The organism is Acidovorax sp. 35-64-16, from assembly GCF_002281195.1.
GTDB classification, from domain to species: domain Bacteria; phylum Pseudomonadota; class Gammaproteobacteria; order Burkholderiales; family Burkholderiaceae_C; genus Acidovorax; species Acidovorax defluvii.
Genome location: NZ_NCFM01000045.1, coordinates 1 through 20630 on the forward strand (window position 1 = coordinate 1; position 20630 = coordinate 20630).

Sequence of the window (20630 nt, forward strand, 5' to 3'; positions counted from 1 at the left end):
TGCAAACCTTCTTCTCCACCACCCAGATCTTCCCAACAGGGACACCTCTGAACAGCGAAGCCTGCGACTATAGCATGGAAAAATGAGGAAAACCGGAAAGCAGAGGGCGCGTCTCGTGCAGGTGGTAACAGCCGCCAGCCCGTCCACAACCGACTGTTCCGCACAGGCACTACAGCAGCACAATGTCGTACTGCTCTTGCCCCATGGCGCTTTCGGCCTGAAGAGAAATTGGCTTGCCGATGAAATCACTGAGACCTGCCAGATGTTGGCTTTCCTCATCCAGAAACAATTCCACCACACGGGGTGAAGCCACCACGCGAAACTCGCGGGGGTTGAACTGCCGAGCCTCACGCAGGATCTCGCGCAGTATGTCGTAACACACGCTGCGCGCAGTTTTCAACTGTCCGGCCCCTTTGCAAGCACTGCAAGGCTCGCACAGCATGTGCGCGAGTGATTCGCGGGTGCGCTTGCGCGTCATCTCCACCAAGCCCAACTGGGAAAAGCCGCCCGCCATGGTTTTGACCCGATCGCGCGCGAGTTGTTTCGTGAACTCTGTGAGAACGGCCTGCTGGTGGTCGTCGCGAACCATGTCAATGAAATCCACAATGATGATTCCACCCAGGTTGCGCAGGCGCAGCTGACGTGCGATGGCTTGTGCGGCCTCCAGGTTGGTCTTGAAGATGGTGTCATCGAAATTACGCGCACCCACAAAACCGCCGGTATTCACGTCCATCGTGGTCAGCGCCTCTGTCTGGTCAACGATGAGGTAACCGCCCGATTTCAGGTCCACCCTTCGCCCAAGCGCCTTGGTGACTTCCTCATCGATTGAATACAGATCAAAAATGGGCCGCTCACCTTTGTAATGCTGGAGCTTGCCGACTGCCGCTGGCATGAACTCCTGCCCGAAAGCGCGCAGGCGATGAAACTGCTCCACGGAATCAATACGGATGGTCTGGGTGTGCTCACCCACCAGATCCCGCAGCACACGCTGCAGCAGGTCCAGATCCTGGTGCAGCAGTGACATGACCGGTAACTTGAGGGATGCCTCCTTGGTGCGCGCCCAGGTTTTGCGCAGATAAGCAATGTCTTCCGCCAACTCGGCATCGGAAGAGTCCTCGCCATTGGTGCGCAAGATGAAGCCACCGCCACCGCCCGTGGATTTATCCCCCACCAGATCTTGCAGACGAGCGCGCAAAGCCTCGCGCTCAGCCACCGGGATTTTCTGCGACACGCCCACATGATCGTCCTGTGGCAAAAACACCAGCAGGCGCCCGGCAAGGCTGATCTGGGTAGACAAGCGTGCGCCCTTGGTGCCAATCGGGTCCTTGATGACCTGCACCATCAGCGACTGTCCCTCAAATACCTGTTTTTCAATCGGCACCTGCGGCTCGCCTTTTCGGGCGAACATGGGGGCCTCGCCGCCATCCTGGCGTTGCCACACATCGGCCACATGCAGGAACGCCGCGCGCTCCAGACCGATGTCGATAAAGGCCGACTGCATGCCCGGCAACACGCGCGAAACCTTCCCCAGATACACGTTGCCCACCAGCCCGCGCTCGAGCGTGCGTTCGAGGTGCAACTCCTGCACGGCGCCATGCTCCACCACGGCGACGCGGGTTTCCTGGGGCGACCAGTTGATCAGGATGTCTTGTTGCATGAGGGGGTAAATCTTGTGTTGGGGGTTAAACGCCGAAGCCGACTGCGCGCAGCAATTGTGCGGTCTCGTACAGGGGCAGACCCATGATGCCCGAATAGCTGCCGCTCAACTGCGGGATGAACGCAGCCGCCCTGCCCTGAATGCCATACGCCCCCGCCTTGCCCAGAGGCTCGCCAGTGGCAACATAAGCAGCGATCTGCTCAGGCGTGAGCTTGGAAAATGTCACGCGCGACACCGACAATGCAGTAAGTCGTTTGGAGCCCCACTGCAACGCCACCGCGGTGAGCACACGGTGCTTGTGCCCCGCCAATTCGCCCAACATGCGCTCAGCGTGGGCCGCATCGTCGGGTTTGCCATAGATGGTTCGACCCAGGGCCACAGTGGTGTCAGAGCAAAGAATGGGCGCATCTGGCAAACCACGGCGCGCGCGCCGTGCTACAGCGGCATCAAGCTTGAGGCCCGTCACGCGCTCCACGTAGGCGGTGGGCGCTTCGCCGGCCAACGCCGCCTCAATGGCCTCGGCGTCTTCGGCCTCGTCGCCGTCCACATTGGGCAGCAGCAGTTCATGGCACACGCCCAGCTGCTCGAGCAGTTGGCTGCGGCGTGGACTTTGGGAGGCGAGGTAGATGAAGTCGGGCATAAACAGATTATTGGGGCGGCCAACCCAACGCTTCTGGCGTCGTTGTCGCGTCTTGTCATACGACTCGTCATGCCTGTGACACAGCGCCTGGCCAGAACCGCTTTGCTTTTTAATGGCCGTTTTAAGTGAAAAATGGCTCTAGCGCTTACCCATCAAGCGTCAGCTGCTATAAATAAGATAGTAAACCACACACATCCGAAGCAGGCCTTTCCCCTCATTCGCGGTGGTAAGGGTGCCCTGCATTCACCGACCAGGCGCGGTACAGCTGCTCAATGAGCAGCACCCGCACCATCGCGTGGGGCAACGTCAAGTCCGAAAGACGGATGCGTTCGTGTGCAGCCTGACGAAAGGCCGGGTCGAGGCCGTCAGGGCCGCCGATGACCAGCGCCACATCGTCGCCGCCCAGCTGCCAGCCCTTGAGCCGTTCGGCCAATGCCTTGGTGGTGAGATTGGTGCCGCGCTCATCCAGTGCCACCACACGGGTGCCACGCGGAATGGCGGCTTCGATCCGCTCGCGCTCGGCCGCGTAAAGCGTCTCCAGGGTCTTCGAGCCGCGCGGCTCGGTCTTGACTGCCTTGAGCTCGACCTTCAGCTCCGGTGAAAAACGCTTGGCGTAATCTTCGTACGCCGTCTGAGCCCAGTCGGGCACGCGCTGACCCACAGCCACAATCAGCAGCTTCATGGCCACTCAGGCGCTGTGCGCGGGCAGGGTTTGTCGAGGGGCCAAGGCACCCATCACTTGCGGCCCGGAGCCCTCTTGGCTGCGGGCTTGGCGGCAGCGCCACCGCGTGCTGCGGTGGGCTTTGCACCGGACTTGGCAGCAGCAGCGGTCTTGCTGCGTGGGGCCGATGGCTTGACCACCACGGTCTTGACCGGTGCCTTGGTGGCTGCGGGCTTTTTGGCTGCAGCCGTTGGCTTTGCGGAGGCCTTGGCCGGTACAGCCTTGGCAGTGCTGCTGCTCTTTGCGGGAGCCCTGGTGGAAGCTTTAATAGATGCTTTTGCAGATGCTTTTACGGTCGTCTTGGCTACAGGTTTGGCAGCAGTGGCTACGGGCTTGGCGGCTGTTTTGGCGACGGCCTTGACAGTGGCCTTGCCCGACCGGGCGGCCACCGCAGGTGCCGCTGCCTTTTTGGCGGGCGCCTTGCCAGCAGCCTTGGCGTCCGATTTGGCAGCCTTCTGGGCCGACTTCTTCTCGGCCAGCTCCGTGGCGGCGCTGGAGACAGGCTTGGCTGCGCCCAGCTTCAGGCGCACAGGAGTGTCGCCCCACAGCTCTTCCAGACGGTAGTACTGACGGATGGCGGGCTGCATGATGTGCGCCACGGCGGCGCCGCAGTCCACGATGATCCACTCGCCGTTTTCTTCGCCTTCGATGCGCGGCTTCACAAAACCCGCTTCACGCACGGCATCGCGCACGCTGGCAGCGAGCGCCTTGGTCTGTCGGTTGGAGGTGCCCGATGCCACGATCACCCGCTCAAACAGCGGCGAAAGATGCTCGGTGTTGAAGACCTGGATGTCTTGCGCCTTGACGTCCTCCAGACCATCGACGATGGCGCGCTGGAGCTTGGTTACGTCTTTTTTGGCGGCGGTTTCCGATTTGGTGGAGGTGGTCATCAGGCGGTGAATAGAGAAGAAATGGAATCAATATAGCGTGCAACGCAGCTCACAGCCAGCGGGCTGCGCCTTGGGTGTTGCACGTTGGCGCTGCGGCAGTTTGAGGTGTTTTTGGCCTCTTGCGCTTGTGTGAAAAGCGCTGACAGCTATTGAAATTATAGCTTTTGCGCTTTTCATGGCGTTCAGGCGGTAGCGCCAGCCCCGCCAGTCAGCCAGTCGCGCCGCACCAGAAAGCGCTGGGTGAGCTCGGCTTCTGCGGAATCTGCCGCATCGGAACGCTGGTACGACCACGACACCAGCGGCGGCATGGACAGCAAGATCGACTCGGTACGCCCGCCGGACTGCAGGCCAAAGTGCGTGCCCCGGTCCCATACCAGGTTGAACTCGACATAGCGGCCCCGGCGGTAGAGCTGGAAGTCACGCTCGCGCTCGCCAAACGGCAGATTCTGGCGCTTCTCCACGATGGGCAGGTAGGCCTTGAGGAAGGCATCGCCCACCGACTGCGTCATGGCCAAACTCTGGTCAAAACCCAGCTCCGAGAAGTCGTCATAAAACACCCCACCCACACCACGCTGCTCGCCGCGGTGCTTGAGGTAAAAGTATTCATCGCACCACTGCTTGAAGCGCGGATACTTGTCGTCGCCAAAGGCGCTCAGGGCATCGCGGCAGGTGCGGTGAAAGTGCACCGCATCTTCCTCGAAGCCGTAGTAGGGCGTGAGGTCCATGCCGCCGCCAAACCAGCAGGTGGGCGTTTGCCCAGGATGGCCAGCAGCGATCATGCGCACGTTCATGTGTACCGTGGGCACATAAGGATTGCGCGGATGGAACACCAGCGACACGCCCATGGCCTCAAACGGCGCGCCCGCCAGCTCGGGGCGGTGCTGCGTGGCCGATGACGGCAGCTGCGGCCCGCGCACATGGCTGAAGCCACAGCCCGCACGCTCAAACACCCGCCCACCTTCCATGATCTTGGTAATGCCATTGCCCTGCAGGGGCTCGCCGGGCGACTTGCTCCAGGCATCGGCCAGAAACCGGGCGCCGCCCTCGCCCTCCACGGATTCCAGCGCATCGGTGATACGGGCCTGCAGGCCCTGCAGGTAGCTGCGCACAGTTGCCACGGTCGCGGCCGGATTCAGTTCAATTGATTGCATTGCAGTAGTCCATTGCACCAGGGATGACCTGCATAACCCTCGTGCGTCGGTGGTAGTGTGGATCGGGATGGGCCGCAAGGCGTCTTTTTGCAGCCAATAGCCGGGCTAATGGCAAGAAAAGCAACGCAGCGGATCGCCCGAGACCGCGCTGCCATAGACCGCAGGGAGTTGTGCAGGTCATCCCTGGGCACCGCGCACGACCCGTGAGACTGGCGCGGCGCAGAGCAAGGCCGCCGCGCAAGGGCCGCCCCGCGGCGCTGGTGGCGCCCCCCTCAGGGGTAAGGCGCCAAAAGCGGCACAGGAGGGAATCACTTCACAGCCCGAAAACCGATGTCACGGCGGTATTGCGCACCGTCGAAGTGAATGCCACGCGCCACGTCATAGGCGCGCTGCTGGGCCAGCTTGACGCTGTCGGCCAACACCGTCACGCACAGAACACGGCCTCCGGTGACACTGACCACACCATCATGGAGCGCCGTTCCTGCATGGAACACCACGGCATCGTCGGCCTCCGCAGGCAAGCCGGTGATCGTGTCGCCCTTGCGTGGCGACTCGGGGTAGCCGTGCGCGGCCATGACCACGCCCAAAGCGGTGCGGCGGTCCCACTGCAACTCGATCTGGTCGAGCTTGCCGTCCACACCAGCTCCCAGCACGTCGAACAGGTCACTCTTCAGGCGCATCAGGATGGGCTGCGTCTCGGGGTCGCCCATGCGGCAGTTGAATTCGAGCGTCTTGGGATGGCCCTTGGCGTCGATCATCAGGCCCGCATACAAAAAGCCTGTGTAGGGGATGCCGTCCTTTTCCATGCCACGGATGGTGGGCAGGATGATCTCGCGCATGGCACGAGCGTGCACGTCGGCCGTGACCACGGGCGCGGGCGAGTAGGCGCCCATGCCACCGGTGTTGGGGCCTTCGTCGCCGTCCTTCAGGCGCTTGTGGTCCTGGCTGGTGGCCAACGCCAGCACGTTTTTGCCATCGCACAGCACGATGAAGGAGGCTTCTTCGCCTTCGAGAAATTCTTCGATCACCACACGTGCGCCGCCCTCGTTGTGGGTCACGCCGTATTTGTTGTCCACCAGCATGAAGTCGACGGCATCGTGCGCCTCTTGCAGCGTCATGGCCACCACCACGCCCTTGCCTGCGGCCAGGCCGTCGGCCTTGATGACGATGGGCGCACCCAGGCGGTCCACAAAGGCGTGGGCGGCAGCGGGGTCGGTAAAGGTGTCGTAGTCGGCCGTGGGGATGCCGTGGCGGCGCATGAAGGCCTTGGAGAAGGCCTTGGAGCTTTCCAGCTGCGCAGCGGCCTTGCTGGGCCCGAAGATGCGCATGCCGTGGGCGCGGAACTCATCCACCACGCCCGCAGCGAGCGGCGCCTCGGGGCCCACCACCGTCAGGCCGATTTTCTCGGCCTGGGCCCAGGTGCGCAACTCGCGCACATCGGCAATAGCAACGTTCTCGAACTGGTTCGAAAGCGCCGTGCCACCGTTGCCCGGCGCCACGAATACCTTGGTCACCTTGGGTGACTGGCTGAGCTTCCAGGCCATTGCGTGTTCACGGCCGCCGCCTCCAATGACAAGAACTTTCATAGCGCAGCGTTGTGATAGACCTCTTGAGCGTCGTCCAGATCTTCCAGAACGTCCAGCAGTTTTTGCATCCGGGCAGCGTCTTCGCCTTCCAGTTCGATGGTGTTCTCGGCGCGCATGGTCACTTCGGCCACTTCAGGCGTCAAACCCGCGGCTTCCAGCGCATTTTTCACCGCCTCGAAATCGGCAGGTGCAGTCAGCACCTCGATGGCGCCGTCGTCGCCCGTGATGACATCTTCGGCGCCCGCCTCCAGGGCCACTTCCATCACCGTGTCTTCTCCCGTGCCCGGCGCAAAAATCAGCTGGCCACAGTGCTTGAACTGGAATACCACCGAGCCTTCGGTGCCCATGCTGCCGCCATGCTTGCTGAACGCATGGCGCACTTCGGCCACGGTGCGAACGCGGTTGTCGGTCATGGTGTCAATGATGATGGCCGCGCCACCAATGCCGTAGCCCTCGTAGCGGATTTCCTCATAGGTCAGGCCTTCGGCGTTGCCGGTGGCCTTGTCGATGTTGTATTTGATGCGGTCCGCCGGCATGTTGGCTGCCTTGGCCTTGTCCACCGCCAGGCGCAAACGGGGGTTGGCCGACAGATCGCCACCACCAGAGCGCGCGGCCACGGTGATTTCGCGAATGATGCGGGTCCAGATCTTGCCGCGTTTTTCATCCTGCCGTCCCTTTCGGTGCTGGATATTCGCCCATTTACTGTGTCCTGCCACGGGAAATCCTTTTGTATTGATTTAATCTACTGAGTTGATTTTACTTTTTGCCCGACCCGACCCCCGAGGAAATCCGAAATGGCCGAACCCCTGCTGATTGCGAAGCACGACACCATCGAATGCCACCTGCTGCCAGGCCTGGCCAATCGCCACGGCCTCATTACCGGGGCCACCGGCACCGGCAAGACTGTGACCCTGCAGACCCTGGCCGAGAATTTCTCGCGCATTGGCGTGCCGGTGTTCATGGCCGACGTGAAGGGCGACCTTACGGGCGCCAGCCAACCGGGCGAGATCGGCGAAAAACTGGCCGCCGTGCTCAAGGAACGCGGCCTCCCCAAGCCCACTCCCCTGGCCTGCCCCACCACGCTATGGGACGTGTTTGGCGAGCAGGGCCACCCGGTGCGCGCAACGGTGTCTGACATGGGCCCGCTGCTGCTGGGCCGCATGCTCAACCTGAACGAAACACAGCTCGGTGTGCTCAACCTCGTGTTCAAGATCGCCGACGACAACGGCATGCTGCTGCTGGACCTGAAAGACCTGCGCGCCATGCTGCAATACGTGGGCGACAACGCCAAGGAGTTCACCACCGAATACGGCAATGTCAGCGCCGCCAGCGTGGGCGCCATCCAACGCGGGCTGCTGCAGATCGAGAGCCAGGGCGGCGAGCAGTTCTTTGGCGAGCCCATGCTCGACATCCAGGACTTCATGCAGACAGTGGACGGCCACGGCGTGGTCAACATCCTGGCGGCCGACAAACTCATGAATTCGCCGCGCCTGTACGCCACGTTTTTGCTGTGGATGCTGTCCGAGCTGTTTGAGCATCTGCCCGAAATCGGCGACCCCGAAAAGCCCAAGCTAGTTTTCTTCTTCGACGAAGCCCACCTGCTGTTCAACGAGGCTCCCAAGGTGCTGGTCGAGCGCATTGAGTTGGTGGTGCGCCTCGTGCGCTCCAAGGGCGTGGGTGTGTACTTCGTCACGCAGAACCCGCTCGACATCCCCGACAGCGTGCTGGCCCAGCTGGGCAACCGCGTGCAGCACGCGCTGCGTGCCTTCACGCCGCGCGACCAGAAGGCCGTCAAGGCCACCGCCACCACGATGCGGCAAAAGCCGGGCCTCGATATCGAGACCGCCATCACCGAGCTGGCCGTGGGCGAGGCATTGGTGAGTTTTCTAGACGCCAAGGGCCGCCCCAGCGTGACAGAGCGCGTATTTGTGCTGCCGCCCGGCAGCCAGCTTGGCCCCATCACACCCGAGCAGCGCAAGGCGCTGATGGCTGGCTCGCTGGTGACAGGCGTCTATGAAAAATTGGTGGACCGTGAGTCTGCCTACGAAAAACTCAGGGGCCGGGCAGCCGAAGCGAGCGAACAGGCCAGTGCCACGGCGGGCAACGGCAAGGGCGCCAAGGGTGAAGCGGCCGACGAAGGCGGTGGCCTGCTGGGCGGGCTCAACGATGTGCTGTTTGGCAGCACCGGGCCGCGCGGTGGCAAACGAGAGGGCCTGGCGCAGACCATGGCCAAGTCGGCGGTGCGCACGATGGGCACCACCATCGGACGCGAGATCCTGCGCGGAGTGCTGGGCAGCGTGTTCGGCGGGCGCAAACGCTGAACGAACGCCGATGACCGGGTTCGAAAAGCTGCTGATACGGTTCTCCCGCCAACTTGTCCAAGGGATCATCGCCCTGTGGCTGCTGGCGCTGCTGGGCGCCCTGGCGGGGTGGTGGCCCGTGCGCTGGCAATGGGGGGTGTACCTTGCCTTCACCTTGCTGACCACGGTCGGCATGGTGCGCTGGACGCGCGTGGTACGCGAACGCTTTGTCCGCGAAGCCGCACTACCCCAGCTCCTGCACCGCAAGCTGCGCGAAACCTACCCTGCCCTGAGCGCGAAGGATTGCGAGCTGGTCGAGCGCGGACTGCGCCAGTTCTTCCTCGCCTGTCTGCGCAGCGACAAGAATTTTGTGGCCATGCCGTCCCAGGCGGTCGATGCCATGTGGCATGCGTTCATCCTGCACACCCGGGCCTACAAGGGCTGGTGCGACAACGCACTGGGTTTTTTTCTGGACCACACCCCTGCCGAAGTGCTGGGCAAGAAGGCACGCCACAACGACGGCTTGCGACGTGCCTGGTACTGGGCCTGCAAGGACGAAGCCATCAACCCGCGCACCCCCAGCCGGCTGCCGCTGCTGTTTGCGCTGGATGCCAAGCTGGATATTCCGGGCGGCTTTCACTACGCCCCTGACTGCGCCAGCCTCGGCCCCAGTAACCACCCCCACCACGATGGGGGACGAACCTATTTCGGCACCAGCTTCTCGGACGCCAGCTTCACTGGCAGCGCGGATGATTTCGGCGGCATGGCCAGCGCGGACGCAAGTACCGGCGATGGCGGTGCGGGCGACGGTGGCGGCAGTGGATGTGGTAGCGGAGGTAGCGGAGGTAGCGGCGGCGATTGATGCCGGCCCACCGCCCATTCAGCGAGGGGCCCGGAAAAAGACAACAAATTAATAGCAATCAACGCAATACCACCTTGCGCTGGTGGCATTTTTCACTCAAAGTCGCCCGCGCGACGAGTTAGAGCAACACCACCGACCTACATTCCACAGCCATGAACACACTCACCTGCTTTTCCCTCAGCATCACCCACCATGTGGCCCATCTGGTGATGAACCGGCCCGAGGCCATGAACACCATGCATCCCACCTTCTGGCGCGAGCTGGACGAAGTGTTGGCCCACCTGCACCAGGCAGGCGAAGCGCGGGCACTGGTCATCAGCAGCACGGGCAAGCATTTCAGCGCAGGCATGGCACTCGAAACCTTTGGCGGCGCCATCACCATGGACGACCAGAGCCCCGAGGGCCGCGCCGCCATTTTTGACCTGCTCACCGACATGCAGGCCACTTTCACCCGCATCGAAAACCTGCGCATTCCGGTCATCATGGCCATCCAGGGCGGCTGCATTGGTGGTGCGGTGGACATGGTCACTGCGGCCTGCATTCGGTATGCCACGCAGGACGCCTTCTTCTGCATCCAGGAGATCAACATCGGCATGGTGGCCGACGTGGGCACGTTGCAGCGCCTGCCCAAGCTGATCCCGTTGGGCGTGGTGAAAGAGCTGGCCTATACCGGCCGCCGTATGCCCGCGCAAAAGGCCCTCGGCTACGGCCTGGTCAATGAGGTTTTCGAGACGCCAGAGGCCATGCTGGCCGCAGCCCTGCAATGCGCGCAAGAGATCGCCAGCAAGCCGCCTGTGGCCATCTGGGGCACCAAGCAGGCCGTGAACTACGCCCGCGACCACAGCGTGGACGACAGCCTGCGCCAGATGGGCTGGCTGCAGGGCGCCATCTGGAGCAACCAGCATGTGCACGAATCGGTCACGGCCATGAAGCAAAAGCGTGCCGGCGACTTCCCGGCGCTGGCAGCGTTGGCGCGCTTCAGCGAACAGGGCTGAGGCGTCGGCCACGCCCGGCCCCACTGCCTGGCGGCACCCGCAGGCGGCGCGCCGGACAGCCGCCCCGCGTTTACATCAAAATTCATAGCTGCTCGCGCTTACAGGATAAGCGCCAGAGGGCATTTTTGCTTGAAACATCGCTGCAACGGGCTATGATGCGACGGCGTGGTTGCCGCTTCCCGGCGTCCCGCCTGCCCAAGGATGCCGCCATGAATCAGACACCCTTTTCCGTGCCCCATTTCGTGCCGACGTACGCCGATGTGGTCGATGCCGCCCATCGCCTGCATGGCATGGCGCACCGCACCCCGGTGCTGCGCTCCACCACGGCCGACGAGCGGCTGGGCGCGCAGCTGTTCTTCAAGTGCGAAAACCTGCAGCGCACCGGCGCATTCAAGTTCCGCGGGGCCTTCAATACCCTGGCCCAGTTCACCGACGAACAGCGCAAGGGCGGCGTGCTGGCGTTCTCGGCCGGCAACCATGCCCAGGCCATTGCCATGTCGGCCCGGCTGCTGGATATGCCCGCCGTCATCGTCATGCCCGAAGACGCCCCTGCAGCCAAAATGGCAGCCACGCGCGGCTATGGTGCGCAGGTCGTCACCTACAACCGCTACACCGAAGACCGCGAGGCCATCAGCCGGCGCCTGGCGCAGGAGCGCGGCATGACGCTGGTGCCGCCGTTTGACCACCCCCACGTCATTGCAGGGCAAGGCACGGCAGCCAAAGAGCTGCTGGAAGAAGTGCCCAACCTCGACTACCTCTTTGTCTGTGTGGGCGGTGGCGGCCTGCTGGCCGGCAGCCTGCTGGCCGCCGAGGCGCTGGCCCCGCACTGCCGCGTGGTGGGCGTGGAGCCCGAGGCGGGCAACGATGGGCAGCAGTCTTTTCGCGCGGGGCACGTCGTGCAGATCGCCACGCCGCACACCATTGCCGATGGCGCGCAAACGCAGGCACTGGGCCAGCTCACGTTTCCCATCGTCCAGCGCCTGGCGGACGACATGGTCACCGCCAGCGACGAACAACTGGTACAAGCCCTGCGCTTTTTTGCCGAACGCATGAAGATCGTGGTCGAACCCACAGGCGCCCTGGCGTTTGCGGGCGCAGAACACGGCAGCGTGGATGTGCATGGCGCCCGGGTGGGCATTGTGATCAGCGGCGGCAATGTCGATATGACACGCTACGCCCGCTTTCTTGCAGATTAGCCTCACCGGCCCGCGGCGACTGCGCCACCTTGCTGCGCAACCGGGCGATGCCTGCGCCCAGAAAAAAATGGGCCCAACGGCATCCCTGGTCTGGGGCCGCACCAGTTTTCAACGCCCCGCCGGGTGAAAATACACGTTAGTTAGCCCCTCTCCATCAGACAAAACACAGGCCCCAGCCATGAGCAACGTCACCGTCATCACCCACCCCCTCGTCCAGCACAAGCTCACCCTGATGCGCAAGAAAGACGCCAGCACCAACAGCTTTCGCCGGCTGCTGGGCGAACTCTCCACGCTGATGGCGTATGAGGTGACCCGCGACATGCCGCTGCAGGACGTGCAGATCGAGACCCCCCTCGAAACCATGACCGGCAAGGTCATTGACGGCAAGAAGCTGGTGCTGGTCTCCATCCTGCGCGCGGGCAACGGCTTTCTGGACGGCATGCTCAACGTGGTGCCTGGCGCCCGTGTGGGCCATATCGGCCTGTACCGCGACCCGGAAACGCTGCAACCCGTGGAGTACTACTTCAAGATGCCCGCCGAAATGGAGGCGCGCGACATCGTCGTGGTCGATCCCATGCTGGCCACCGGCAACTCGGCTGCCGCCGCTGTCGAGCGCCTGAAAAAGCTCAAGCCCCGCTCGATCAAGTTCGTGTGCCTGCTGGCCGCGCCCGAGGGCGTGGCCACGCTGCAAAAAGCCCATCCCGACGTGCCCATCTTCACCGCCGCCATCGACCGTGAACTCAACGACCACGGCTATATCCTGCCGGGCCTGGGCGATGCGGGCGACCGCATCTTTGGCACCAAGTAAATCGCCCACTGGGAGCGGCGGCTCACCACTGCTTCCACAATAAAAAAGCCGCCGGCGGGATTTGCTCCTGCCGGCGGCTTTTGCTTTGGCCACCGCCGCAAAGCCCAAGGGCTTCGTGGCAGTGCTTCTGACATCAATACACGTCGTGCTGCGTGTTGTAGACGTTGAAGTGGCCCGTGGGGGTAATCAGGCGTGGATCCTTGATGACCTTCTTGAGCTTGAGGGTCTTGTCGTCCACCACCACGATCGCGCTTTCCTTGTTCTTGGCGGACCAGACAGAGAACCAGACCTCGTCACCAGCCTTGTTGTACTCAGGCTGCACCACGCGCTTGGCACCGTCGTCCTTCAGGTCAGCCCACTCAGCGATAGGAAGCGTCTTGTAGCCCTTGTCCAGGTTGTTGATGTCATACACCACGATAGCCTGGGAGATCTTTGGATCGGGGTTCAGAGGCGCATCAGACCACAGGTTCTTGGACTTGGGGTGGCTCTTGACGAACAGAGCGCCGCCGCCAGGCCCCTTGAGCTTGGCCACTTCCTTGAAAGCGTACTGCTTGAACTTCTTGGGGTCGGTGCCGATCAGGGAGATCGTATCGTCGCCCAGGTGGCCGGTAGACCACACGGGACCGAACTGCGGATGGGTGAAGTTGGCGCCACGGCCGGGGTGGGGGATCTTGCCCACATCGGTCAGGCCAGCCAGCTTGCCGTCCTTGGTATCGATCGCAGCAATCTTGTTGCTGTTGTTGGCAGCCACCATGAAGTAGCGCTTGGAAGCATCCAGACCACCGTCATGCAGGAACGGAGCAGAACCGATTTCGGTGATCTTGAGGGCGTCCAGATTGGAGTAGTCCACCATCAAGGTCTTGCCGGTTTCCTTCACGTTCACGATGAATTCGGGCTTGTAGTGGGAACCCAGAATGGATGCCACGCGGGGCTCAGGATGGTATTCCTGCGTGCCCACGACCATGCCGCGGGTGGAGACGATCTTCTTGGGCTCCAGCGTGTCGCCGTCCATGATGGTGAACTGGGGCGGCCAGTAAGCACCAGCGATCACCAGCTTGTCCTTGTAGCCCTTGGCCTTGGAGGTTTCCACCGAGCGGGCTTCCAGGCCGATGCGCACTTCTGCCACGCTGTCGGGTTTTGCCATCCACAGGTCGACCATGTTGATCTTGGCGTCACGGCCAATCACGAACAGGTAGCGGCCCGAAGCCGACATGCGAGAGATGTGCACCGCATAGCCGGTCTTGATGATGCTGATGATTTCCTTGGTGTCGCCATCGATCAAAGCAATCTCACCCGTGTCACGCAGCGTGGTGGAGAAGATGTTCTCGATGTTGAAGTTGTTCATCTTCTTGGTCGGACGGTCCTTGGGCGCAACCGTTACCTTCCAGGTCTTCTTGGTGTCGTCCAGACTCCACTCGGGTGGCGTAGGCGCGTCGTGCTGGATGTAACGGGCCATCAGGTCCACCGTGGCTTCATCCATTTCACCAGAGGTCTGCCAGTTGGGCATGCCAGCGGGCGAACCGTAGGCAATGAACACCTTCAGGTAGTCGGTGCCCTTGGCCATGGTGATGTCAGGGGTCAGGGGCTTGCCGGTGGCGCCCTTGCGCAGCACACCGTGGCAGCCAGCGCAACGCTCGAAGTAGATCTGGCGAGCGCGATCGAACTCGGCCTGCGTCATCTTCGGCGCTTTGGGGTTCGTGCTTTGGTACATCGGTACATCGGCCAGAGGTGAAGAACCTGCCTGGTATTTCACCTCAGGGTCCGTAGCACCATCTTTGTGTTGTGCAGTGGCGGCCAGAGCCAGAGTGGACAGTGCCAGGGCCGCAAGGCGCGCCAGCTTTCGGGTTGTCATGGGAACTCCTTGTGTGCCGCAGCCCATGCGCTAATTCCATCCCGCAGGACTGCCCGCCGAGGGCTGCGACAATATAGTTTCGGCAGGCTTGGTATCGATTTTTCGACGGGTGCCGCGGGATCACTTTGATACGCATCAAATACATTCACTTAACGTGAATCAATTCCCTACCAGCCTTCCAATAATCCCACAACCGCCACCGCAAACCAACACTTATGAAATCGCATCGTTTGGCCCCCCCTCATCTTTCGCGTCAAAGCCAAAGTTTGGGAGCCCTGCACAGCGTGGCGTTGCTTACCGCGGTGGCCTGCCTGCCCACCGGCGTTCATGCCCAGAGCACACCGTTGATGGCCGAAATGGTGGTGAGCGGCTCGCGCAGCGAGCAGCTGAGCGACGAGCTGCCCTTGTCGATCGATGTGATTGACGCCCGCGCCCTGAGTGACCAGCAAAGCCGCGACGTGCGCGAGGCCCTGCGCGACCTGCCCAACACCTCCGTCAAGCATCCTCTGCCGCGCACCACGGTGGGGGGCGCCAACACCGTGGGCACCGGCCGCGACGGCAATGTGGGCCTGAACATCCGCGGGCTGGGTGGCAACCGCGTGCTCATGCTGGTCGATGGCATCCGCGTGCCCCGCAGCTATGCTTTTCGCACCACCACGTTCGACCGCGAATACCTGTCCATGGAGCTACTCAAGCGCATCGAGGTAGTGCGCGGGCCGGCATCTGCGCTGTATGGCTCCGACGGCATGGCGGGGCTGGTCAACTTCATCACCCACGAGCCAGCGGACTTTCTGACCAGCGCCAAGGGCGCCCCGCCCAAACAGGTGGGCGGGCGTATTTCTGCCGGCTGGAGTGGCGACGACAACGGCCGTGCGCTGGCGGCCACGGTGGCGGGCACTGCCAGCGACACCGTGCAATGGCTGGTCACCGCCAACGCCCGCCGCTCGCACGCCATGGACAACATGGGCACACGCGATACCTCTGACACCAGCCGCACCACACCCAACCCGCAGCACAACGAAGACAACGCCGTGCTGGCCAAGGTGGTGTTGCAACCTTCGGCCGCGCAGCGCCATGTTGTCACCCTGGAACATGTGGAAAAGCAGGCCGACGTGAACCTGCTGTCTAGCCGCGCGCCCCTGCCGCTGACGGGCAGTCCAACCGCCATCGCCGGCGCCGTCAGGGATGAAAACTCCAGCCGCACCATGGACCGCAGCCGCTTCACCTGGGATGGCCGCTACACCCTGGGTGCCAGCTGGGCCGACCAGCTGCAGACGGTGCTGGCTGTGCAGCACGCCAGTTCCCGCCAGGTAGGCACCAGCGTGCGCAACACCCTGCCCTTGCGCGTTCGCGACAACTCCTATTCCGAAGACACCTGGCAGGCAGGCCTGCAGGCCGAAAAAACGCTGCGCACACCCGGCGGCTGGGCTCACAAGCTCGCCTATGGCATCGACCATATCCGCAGCGACATCAGCAATGTCTACACAGGCGTCGCCCCGCTGCCGCCCGAGGTGTTTCCGCTCAAGCGTTTTCCGGACACGCGCGAGACCAGCAGCGCCGTGTATGTTCAGGCGGAATCCGTCATTGACCGATGGAGCATCACCCCGGGGCTGCGGTGGGACCACTTTGCGCTGGGCGTGACCACCCAGGCCGGCTTTTACCCGCCCGCCGCCAAGCCGGGCCAGTCGCTCTCGGGCTCGGCGCTGTCGCCCAAGCTGGGGGTGCTGTACCGCGCCACTTCACAGTGGAGCGTGTTTGGACAATATGCCACGGGGTTTCGCGCGCCCGATGCAGCGCAGATCAACGGCTACTTCGAAAACGCCCGCCAACAGGTCACCATCATTCCCAACCCCGACCTCAAGCCTGAAAAAAGCCGGGGCTTGGAACTGGGTGCGCGCGGTCGGTTCGACCGCCTGAAACTGGATGCGGCCATCTTCGCCAACCAGTACTCCAACCTCATCATGGACACCGTGCCCATCCGCGGCACTGGTACAGACGCCGACCTCCTCGTTTTCCAGACCCTTAATACCGAGCGGGCCCGCATCACCGGCATCGAGGTCAAAGGGATCTACGACTGGGGCCCCATCGCGGGCGGGCGCGTTAGCACCCCCTTCAGCTGGGGCCGCGCCAAGGGCGTGAACCGTGCCACCGGCGCACCACTGAACTCCATCGACCCCCAACAGATCAGCCTGGGGGTGCAATACGACACCGCCGCCTGGGGCCTGCGTGCCGACCTGCGCCACCACGGCGCCAAAAAGGCCAGCGACATCGACAGCGCCTCCGCCGTCAAGGCGCCCAACACGCAGTTCACCATCGGGCAGGCCACCACGCTCGATCTGTCGGCCCAGTGGCGCCTGCGCAAGGACCTGCGGCTGAACGTTGCCGTAACCAACGTCACCAACCGCAAATACTGGCTCTGGCCAGACGTCTATGGCCTGGCCGCGTCCAGCACCGTGAATGACGCCTACACCCAGCCAGGCCGCAGCCTGAAGGCATCACTGGTAATGGATTTCTAAGGCAGGCACGGCCACCTGATGAAACTTGCAGGCAGCGCGGAACGTGCAGAAACAAAGACACACCGCCTGCCGCCACCAGGGCTAAGGCACCCCCGCGTTGTTCCGTGCCGCGTGGCGACACGCAACAACGCTCAGTGGTTACGCCACTTTTGTACCATCACCTGCTGAATCTTGCCCTTGAAGAAGTACCGGCGGTCCGTCGCCCCCTGGGGGTCGGCGCCGATCACCACCGGGCTGTTGTTCAGTGTGACACCGCCGGAGATCGACGCAGAGGCCATGCGCTCAACGTTGTTGACCCACAGGCGCACAGCGCCGTTGCCGTCGTACGCGCCGATGATGAAGTAGGAGTTGGTTCCGTTCAAACCGATGAGCGGGGTGGTGGCATAGGAATAACCGCCATTCACATGCACCCCAAACCGCAGCTGCATTCCGGCTTGCTCCAGTGCAAAACCGCCTGCGTCGCTCTTGGCCACGATGCTCGCCGTGCCCCCCGAGGTCAAGTCGTCAAAGTTCACCACGGCCGTCACCAGAAAGCCGCCGTCTGTGGCGTTGTCCGCATCCCAGGTGGTAACGCTCTGGGTGCCCGTGAACACCATGCTGCCGCCAATGCGGTCTTCATCACTGGTGACGGACAGCCACTCCAGCCCGGGCATGGTGTTGCTGCTGGCCAAAGCATAGTCCGCCGTATTGGTGCGGCGGTAGCTCAGCGGATAGGCGCTTTGGCGGGCGGCGTTCAGATAAACCAGCGAGGTGTTCTCCTGCACCAACGCACGCGCATTTGACGACAGGGCCGTGGCGGCCAGATCGTAGTCAGTGGTGATGAAATCCACATCTTCACGCAGCGCCGATATAAAGGCCTCCCCCATGCTGGCGGGTACCGTGTAGATGCCTGCACCCAGCCCAAGTTGCCTGACTTGCTCGAGTTTGCCGAACAGATCTGAAGTCTGGTATTGCAGTTCCACGCCGTCAAAGCCCAGGCTCTTGGTCGCGCGAATGTTGTTGCGGATATCGCTTTCAATCAGCGTATGAAGGCGGATATGGTCGCGGATACCGGCAAATTCGCTGGTCGCCAATAGCGCCTGGGCCCGCACCAGGTGTTGGTGGCGACCATCCATGAAAGCGCGCAGAAATACGGGGCGCCCGGCTGCGGCATAGCCCTTGTCGCGCACCGTGCGCAGCACGCTCCGCATCAGCGAATCGCTGAATGCCGGGGATGAATAGGTTTCCTTGACCTCCAGAAACAGCATGCGGTCGCTTTGCTGCAAGCTGGCATTGGCCAACGTGGCATCGAACGTACCGTGCGCGATTTCGCCATCGTTGTGCTCCACATACACCTTTCCGTCTGCATGCAGGGTCAGGTCCAGTTCCACCAGGTCAAAGCCACGGCCCAGCGCTTTCGACACTTTTGCCTCAGTCTGCGCAGTGTTGTCGCCGTAGCAGTTGTGGCACGACATGGCCACCTGGTGGCCCAAGGGGGTCGTGGGCAAGGCGCGGCTGATACCGCTCCAGTAGGTGCTGGCCCCAAGGGCCTTGGTGCTACCGCCCTGGACCGCGGGCTCGGCAACTTCCCCGCCACCGCCACAGGCGCTGAGCATGGCGGCAGCCACCAATGTTGCGATTGTGATTTTTTGCATGAAGACTCCTCTCTTTTGAATGAAGAGGAAAAGATCGCATGGCCAGATCACAGGGGCATGACAGAACGGCGAATCGCCTGCGCGCCATGCGCGGGGCGCCATACCAGCGTGGCAAAAAGATCGCGAGCAGCCACTCCCCTGCGCCAGTCCACCTTGCGTCGCCGGACTGTGGACCAAAAAAGAGAAAAATCGGGTGGAGTGCGAACGGTTTCGCGGGCGCCGATACGGTAGGCGTTTATGTCAAGACACACCGGAAGGTGCTTACCTTCGGGCACATGGCGACCAGGGGGCACGCGAACGCCAGGCCCGCCACCGCAACGCCGCCCGCCTTCACAGCTTCACCCCGCCACATGGCACTCGCGGCGCAGCAGGGCCAGCGCGTCGTGCATCTGGTAGTCCATGTCGCTGCCCAGTGTTTTGGCCGAGTCCTGCAAAAAACTGTTCCACATATCGATGTAGTCTGCCTGATACGCGCCTGGCGCATGGCTGCGAATAAAGTCTATCGCCAGTTCGGGTTGCAGTCCGCTTTTACGGATCTTGCGCACAAGGCTGGCGGCGGTTTTTTCGGTCAGCAGCGTCTTTTTGGGTGCCCCTGCGGCAAGGCAAAGGAACAGCGTGAGCAGCGAGTGCTCGTCTTCGTTGCCCTGGGTGGTTTTTGTCCACGTCTTGCTGGCGGGCTGGGGAGGCTCACCGCCTTCTTGCAGCGCATCCAAGCTGCGATGGTAGTGGTCCACCTCGGCCAGCGGGTCGTCGAGCAAGAAGTATCGGGCACGAAAAGCGCCGGTCGGGCGCAGCAGGCTGCGCAGCGGATTGGTGGCATCCAGCAACTTGGGCAGGTCGGCCAGCACGCTGGCGCAATGCGTCTGCATCACCGCGCGCAGGTCTGCGGGCAAGCCGGCTGGCAGCAGCAGTTGCTTGGGCGCCGCCAGCTTTTTCTTGCGCAGCGCCGTCACCAGCTTCTCCAGGGCCACGGCGTTGGGCCACTCGCCCAGCTGCATGGCTTTGGGCGCCAGGGCCTGCATGAGCAGACCGGTGCGGATGACGGCCTCGGCATCGGCGCCTGCGGCTTCCAGCTCGTCGGTATCCAGCTCGAATTGCTCGGCCAGCCACTGTGCGGCACGGATGGCGTGGGCAATCTGGCTGCGGCGAGCCAGTTCGGCCTGGTAGTCGGTGTAACTGCGCAGCGACCACAAAGCCAGCAGAGGCGTTTGGGCATCGGCGTAACCGGCCATGCCGAAATTGCTGCTCTCGGGCATGGCGATCAGGCGCTTGAGCATGTCGGAGCCGCCCTTGGAGCGCGACAGGAACGAATGGTCGCGCAACGAGATGGCCGCCTTGGTCAGATCACCATCGGTGGTGTCGAGCAAATACAGGCTGATGAGGTTGACCATGCGGTCACGGGCTTTTTCGAGTTCGGGCCGCAAAAATTCACTGCCAAAGTAGCGGGCGATCTGCACCATGCCTTTGGGGGCATCGGCGCAGATGGCGACCATCCATGCCGCATCCAGAATTCCGTGCTGCACACCGTGCACCAGGGCTTTTTCAAAGAACGGGCGAGCGTCGTGCAGTTGCAGCGCCGCAGTAGTAGATGCCATCATTTCGATACCAGTTGTTCAAGGCGCAACGCGACGCCCGAGGCCGTTGAAACTGGCGCGGCAAAGACGAGCGGCCGCCGCGCAAGGGCCGCCCCGCCGCGCTGGCGGCGTCCCCCTCTGGGGGAAGACGCGAAGCGACTTGTATCTTCCTTTCGACCATCGCGGTAAAGTTTGACGGCCTTTAAGGCAGCCAGACCGGTCCGTGCAGTTTGGTAGCGACTGGGGTT

17 protein-coding genes are annotated in these 20630 nt (G+C 62.7%); 6 read left to right on the forward strand and 11 right to left on the reverse strand.

What is annotated here, in order from left to right:
- Nucleotides 1–169: 169 nt before the first annotated feature.
- The 7 genes from rng to B7Y64_RS17170 form a co-directional block, all read right to left on the reverse strand.
- Nucleotides 170–1657, reverse strand: a complete 1488-nt coding sequence (gene rng, locus B7Y64_RS17140; protein ID WP_291324697.1) for a ribonuclease G — start codon at nucleotides 1655–1657, stop codon at nucleotides 170–172.
- A gap of 25 nt (nucleotides 1658–1682) precedes the next feature.
- Nucleotides 1683–2297, reverse strand: coding sequence for a Maf family protein (locus B7Y64_RS17145; protein WP_291324698.1), 615 nt, complete (start codon nucleotides 2295–2297; stop codon nucleotides 1683–1685).
- Nucleotides 2298–2511: 214 nt separating this feature from the next.
- The gene (gene rlmH / locus B7Y64_RS17150) at nucleotides 2512–2979 is read right to left on the reverse strand and encodes a 23S rRNA (pseudouridine(1915)-N(3))-methyltransferase RlmH (RefSeq protein WP_291324699.1); all 468 of its coding nucleotides are present in this window, start codon (nucleotides 2977–2979) and stop codon (nucleotides 2512–2514) included.
- Nucleotides 2980–3032: 53 nt separating this feature from the next.
- The gene (rsfS, locus tag B7Y64_RS17155; protein ID WP_291324700.1) at nucleotides 3033–3908 is read right to left on the reverse strand and encodes a ribosome silencing factor; all 876 of its coding nucleotides are present in this window, start codon (nucleotides 3906–3908) and stop codon (nucleotides 3033–3035) included.
- Nucleotides 3909–4090: 182 nt separating this feature from the next.
- Nucleotides 4091–5059 (reverse strand): oxygen-dependent coproporphyrinogen oxidase, encoded by a 969-nt coding sequence (gene hemF / locus B7Y64_RS17160; protein ID WP_114656453.1) that lies wholly within the window; start codon nucleotides 5057–5059, stop codon nucleotides 4091–4093.
- A 308-nt stretch (nucleotides 5060–5367) separates the two neighbouring features.
- Nucleotides 5368–6645, reverse strand: coding sequence for a phosphoribosylamine--glycine ligase (gene purD, locus B7Y64_RS17165; RefSeq protein ID WP_291324701.1), 1278 nt, complete (start codon nucleotides 6643–6645; stop codon nucleotides 5368–5370).
- Nucleotides 6642–7361, reverse strand: a complete 720-nt coding sequence (locus B7Y64_RS17170) for a YebC/PmpR family DNA-binding transcriptional regulator (RefSeq protein ID WP_024815226.1) — start codon at nucleotides 7359–7361, stop codon at nucleotides 6642–6644. The genes purD and B7Y64_RS17170 overlap by 4 nt, the downstream gene beginning before the upstream one ends.
- A gap of 78 nt (nucleotides 7362–7439) precedes the next feature.
- On the opposite strand from B7Y64_RS17170, the gene B7Y64_RS17175 reads away from it, so the two are divergent.
- The 5 genes from B7Y64_RS17175 to upp all read left to right on the forward strand — a co-directional run bounded on the left by B7Y64_RS17175 (nucleotide 7440) and on the right by upp (nucleotide 12806).
- Nucleotides 7440–8966 carry a helicase HerA-like C-terminal domain-containing protein gene (locus tag B7Y64_RS17175; protein WP_291324702.1) on the forward strand — a complete coding sequence of 509 codons (1527 nt, stop codon included), beginning with the start codon at nucleotides 7440–7442 and terminating at the stop codon, nucleotides 8964–8966.
- Nucleotides 8967–8976: 10 nt separating this feature from the next.
- Entirely contained in the window at nucleotides 8977–9807 is an 831-nt protein-coding gene (locus B7Y64_RS17180; protein ID WP_291324703.1) for a hypothetical protein, read from the forward strand.
- A 152-nt stretch (nucleotides 9808–9959) separates the two neighbouring features.
- Nucleotides 9960–10802, forward strand: a complete 843-nt coding sequence (locus B7Y64_RS17185; protein WP_291324704.1) for an enoyl-CoA hydratase-related protein — start codon at nucleotides 9960–9962, stop codon at nucleotides 10800–10802.
- Nucleotides 10803–11011: 209 nt separating this feature from the next.
- Complete coding sequence (locus tag B7Y64_RS17190) at nucleotides 11012–11998, forward strand: threo-3-hydroxy-L-aspartate ammonia-lyase (RefSeq protein ID WP_291324705.1); 987 nt, start codon at nucleotides 11012–11014, stop codon at nucleotides 11996–11998.
- A gap of 178 nt (nucleotides 11999–12176) precedes the next feature.
- A complete protein-coding gene (gene upp / locus B7Y64_RS17195; RefSeq protein ID WP_024815231.1) occupies nucleotides 12177–12806 on the forward strand; it encodes a uracil phosphoribosyltransferase in 630 nt (209 codons plus the stop codon).
- A 133-nt stretch (nucleotides 12807–12939) separates the two neighbouring features.
- Here upp and B7Y64_RS17200 read toward each other — a convergent pair whose 3' ends face one another.
- Nucleotides 12940–14658, reverse strand: a complete 1719-nt coding sequence (locus B7Y64_RS17200) for a nitrite reductase (RefSeq protein ID WP_291324706.1) — start codon at nucleotides 14656–14658, stop codon at nucleotides 12940–12942.
- A gap of 284 nt (nucleotides 14659–14942) precedes the next feature.
- On the opposite strand from B7Y64_RS17200, the gene B7Y64_RS17205 reads away from it, so the two are divergent.
- Nucleotides 14943–17174: a TonB-dependent hemoglobin/transferrin/lactoferrin family receptor gene (locus B7Y64_RS17205; protein ID WP_291324707.1), complete on the forward strand. Its 2232-nt coding sequence runs from the start codon at nucleotides 14943–14945 to the stop codon at nucleotides 17172–17174.
- 131 nt (nucleotides 17175–17305) lie between these two features.
- On the opposite strand, the gene B7Y64_RS17210 is transcribed toward B7Y64_RS17205, so the two are convergent.
- From B7Y64_RS17210 to B7Y64_RS17220, 3 genes are all read right to left on the reverse strand, one after another.
- Nucleotides 17306–18808 carry a LamG-like jellyroll fold domain-containing protein gene (locus B7Y64_RS17210; protein WP_291324708.1) on the reverse strand — a complete coding sequence of 501 codons (1503 nt, stop codon included), beginning with the start codon at nucleotides 18806–18808 and terminating at the stop codon, nucleotides 17306–17308.
- Nucleotides 18809–19146: 338 nt separating this feature from the next.
- Entirely contained in the window at nucleotides 19147–20403 is a 1257-nt protein-coding gene (locus B7Y64_RS17215; protein WP_291324709.1) for a hypothetical protein, read from the reverse strand.
- Nucleotides 20403–20630, reverse strand: a 228-nt coding sequence (locus B7Y64_RS17220) for a hypothetical protein (protein ID WP_291329474.1), incomplete at its 5' end; no start/stop codon positions are given. The genes B7Y64_RS17220 and B7Y64_RS17215, both read right to left, overlap by 1 nt.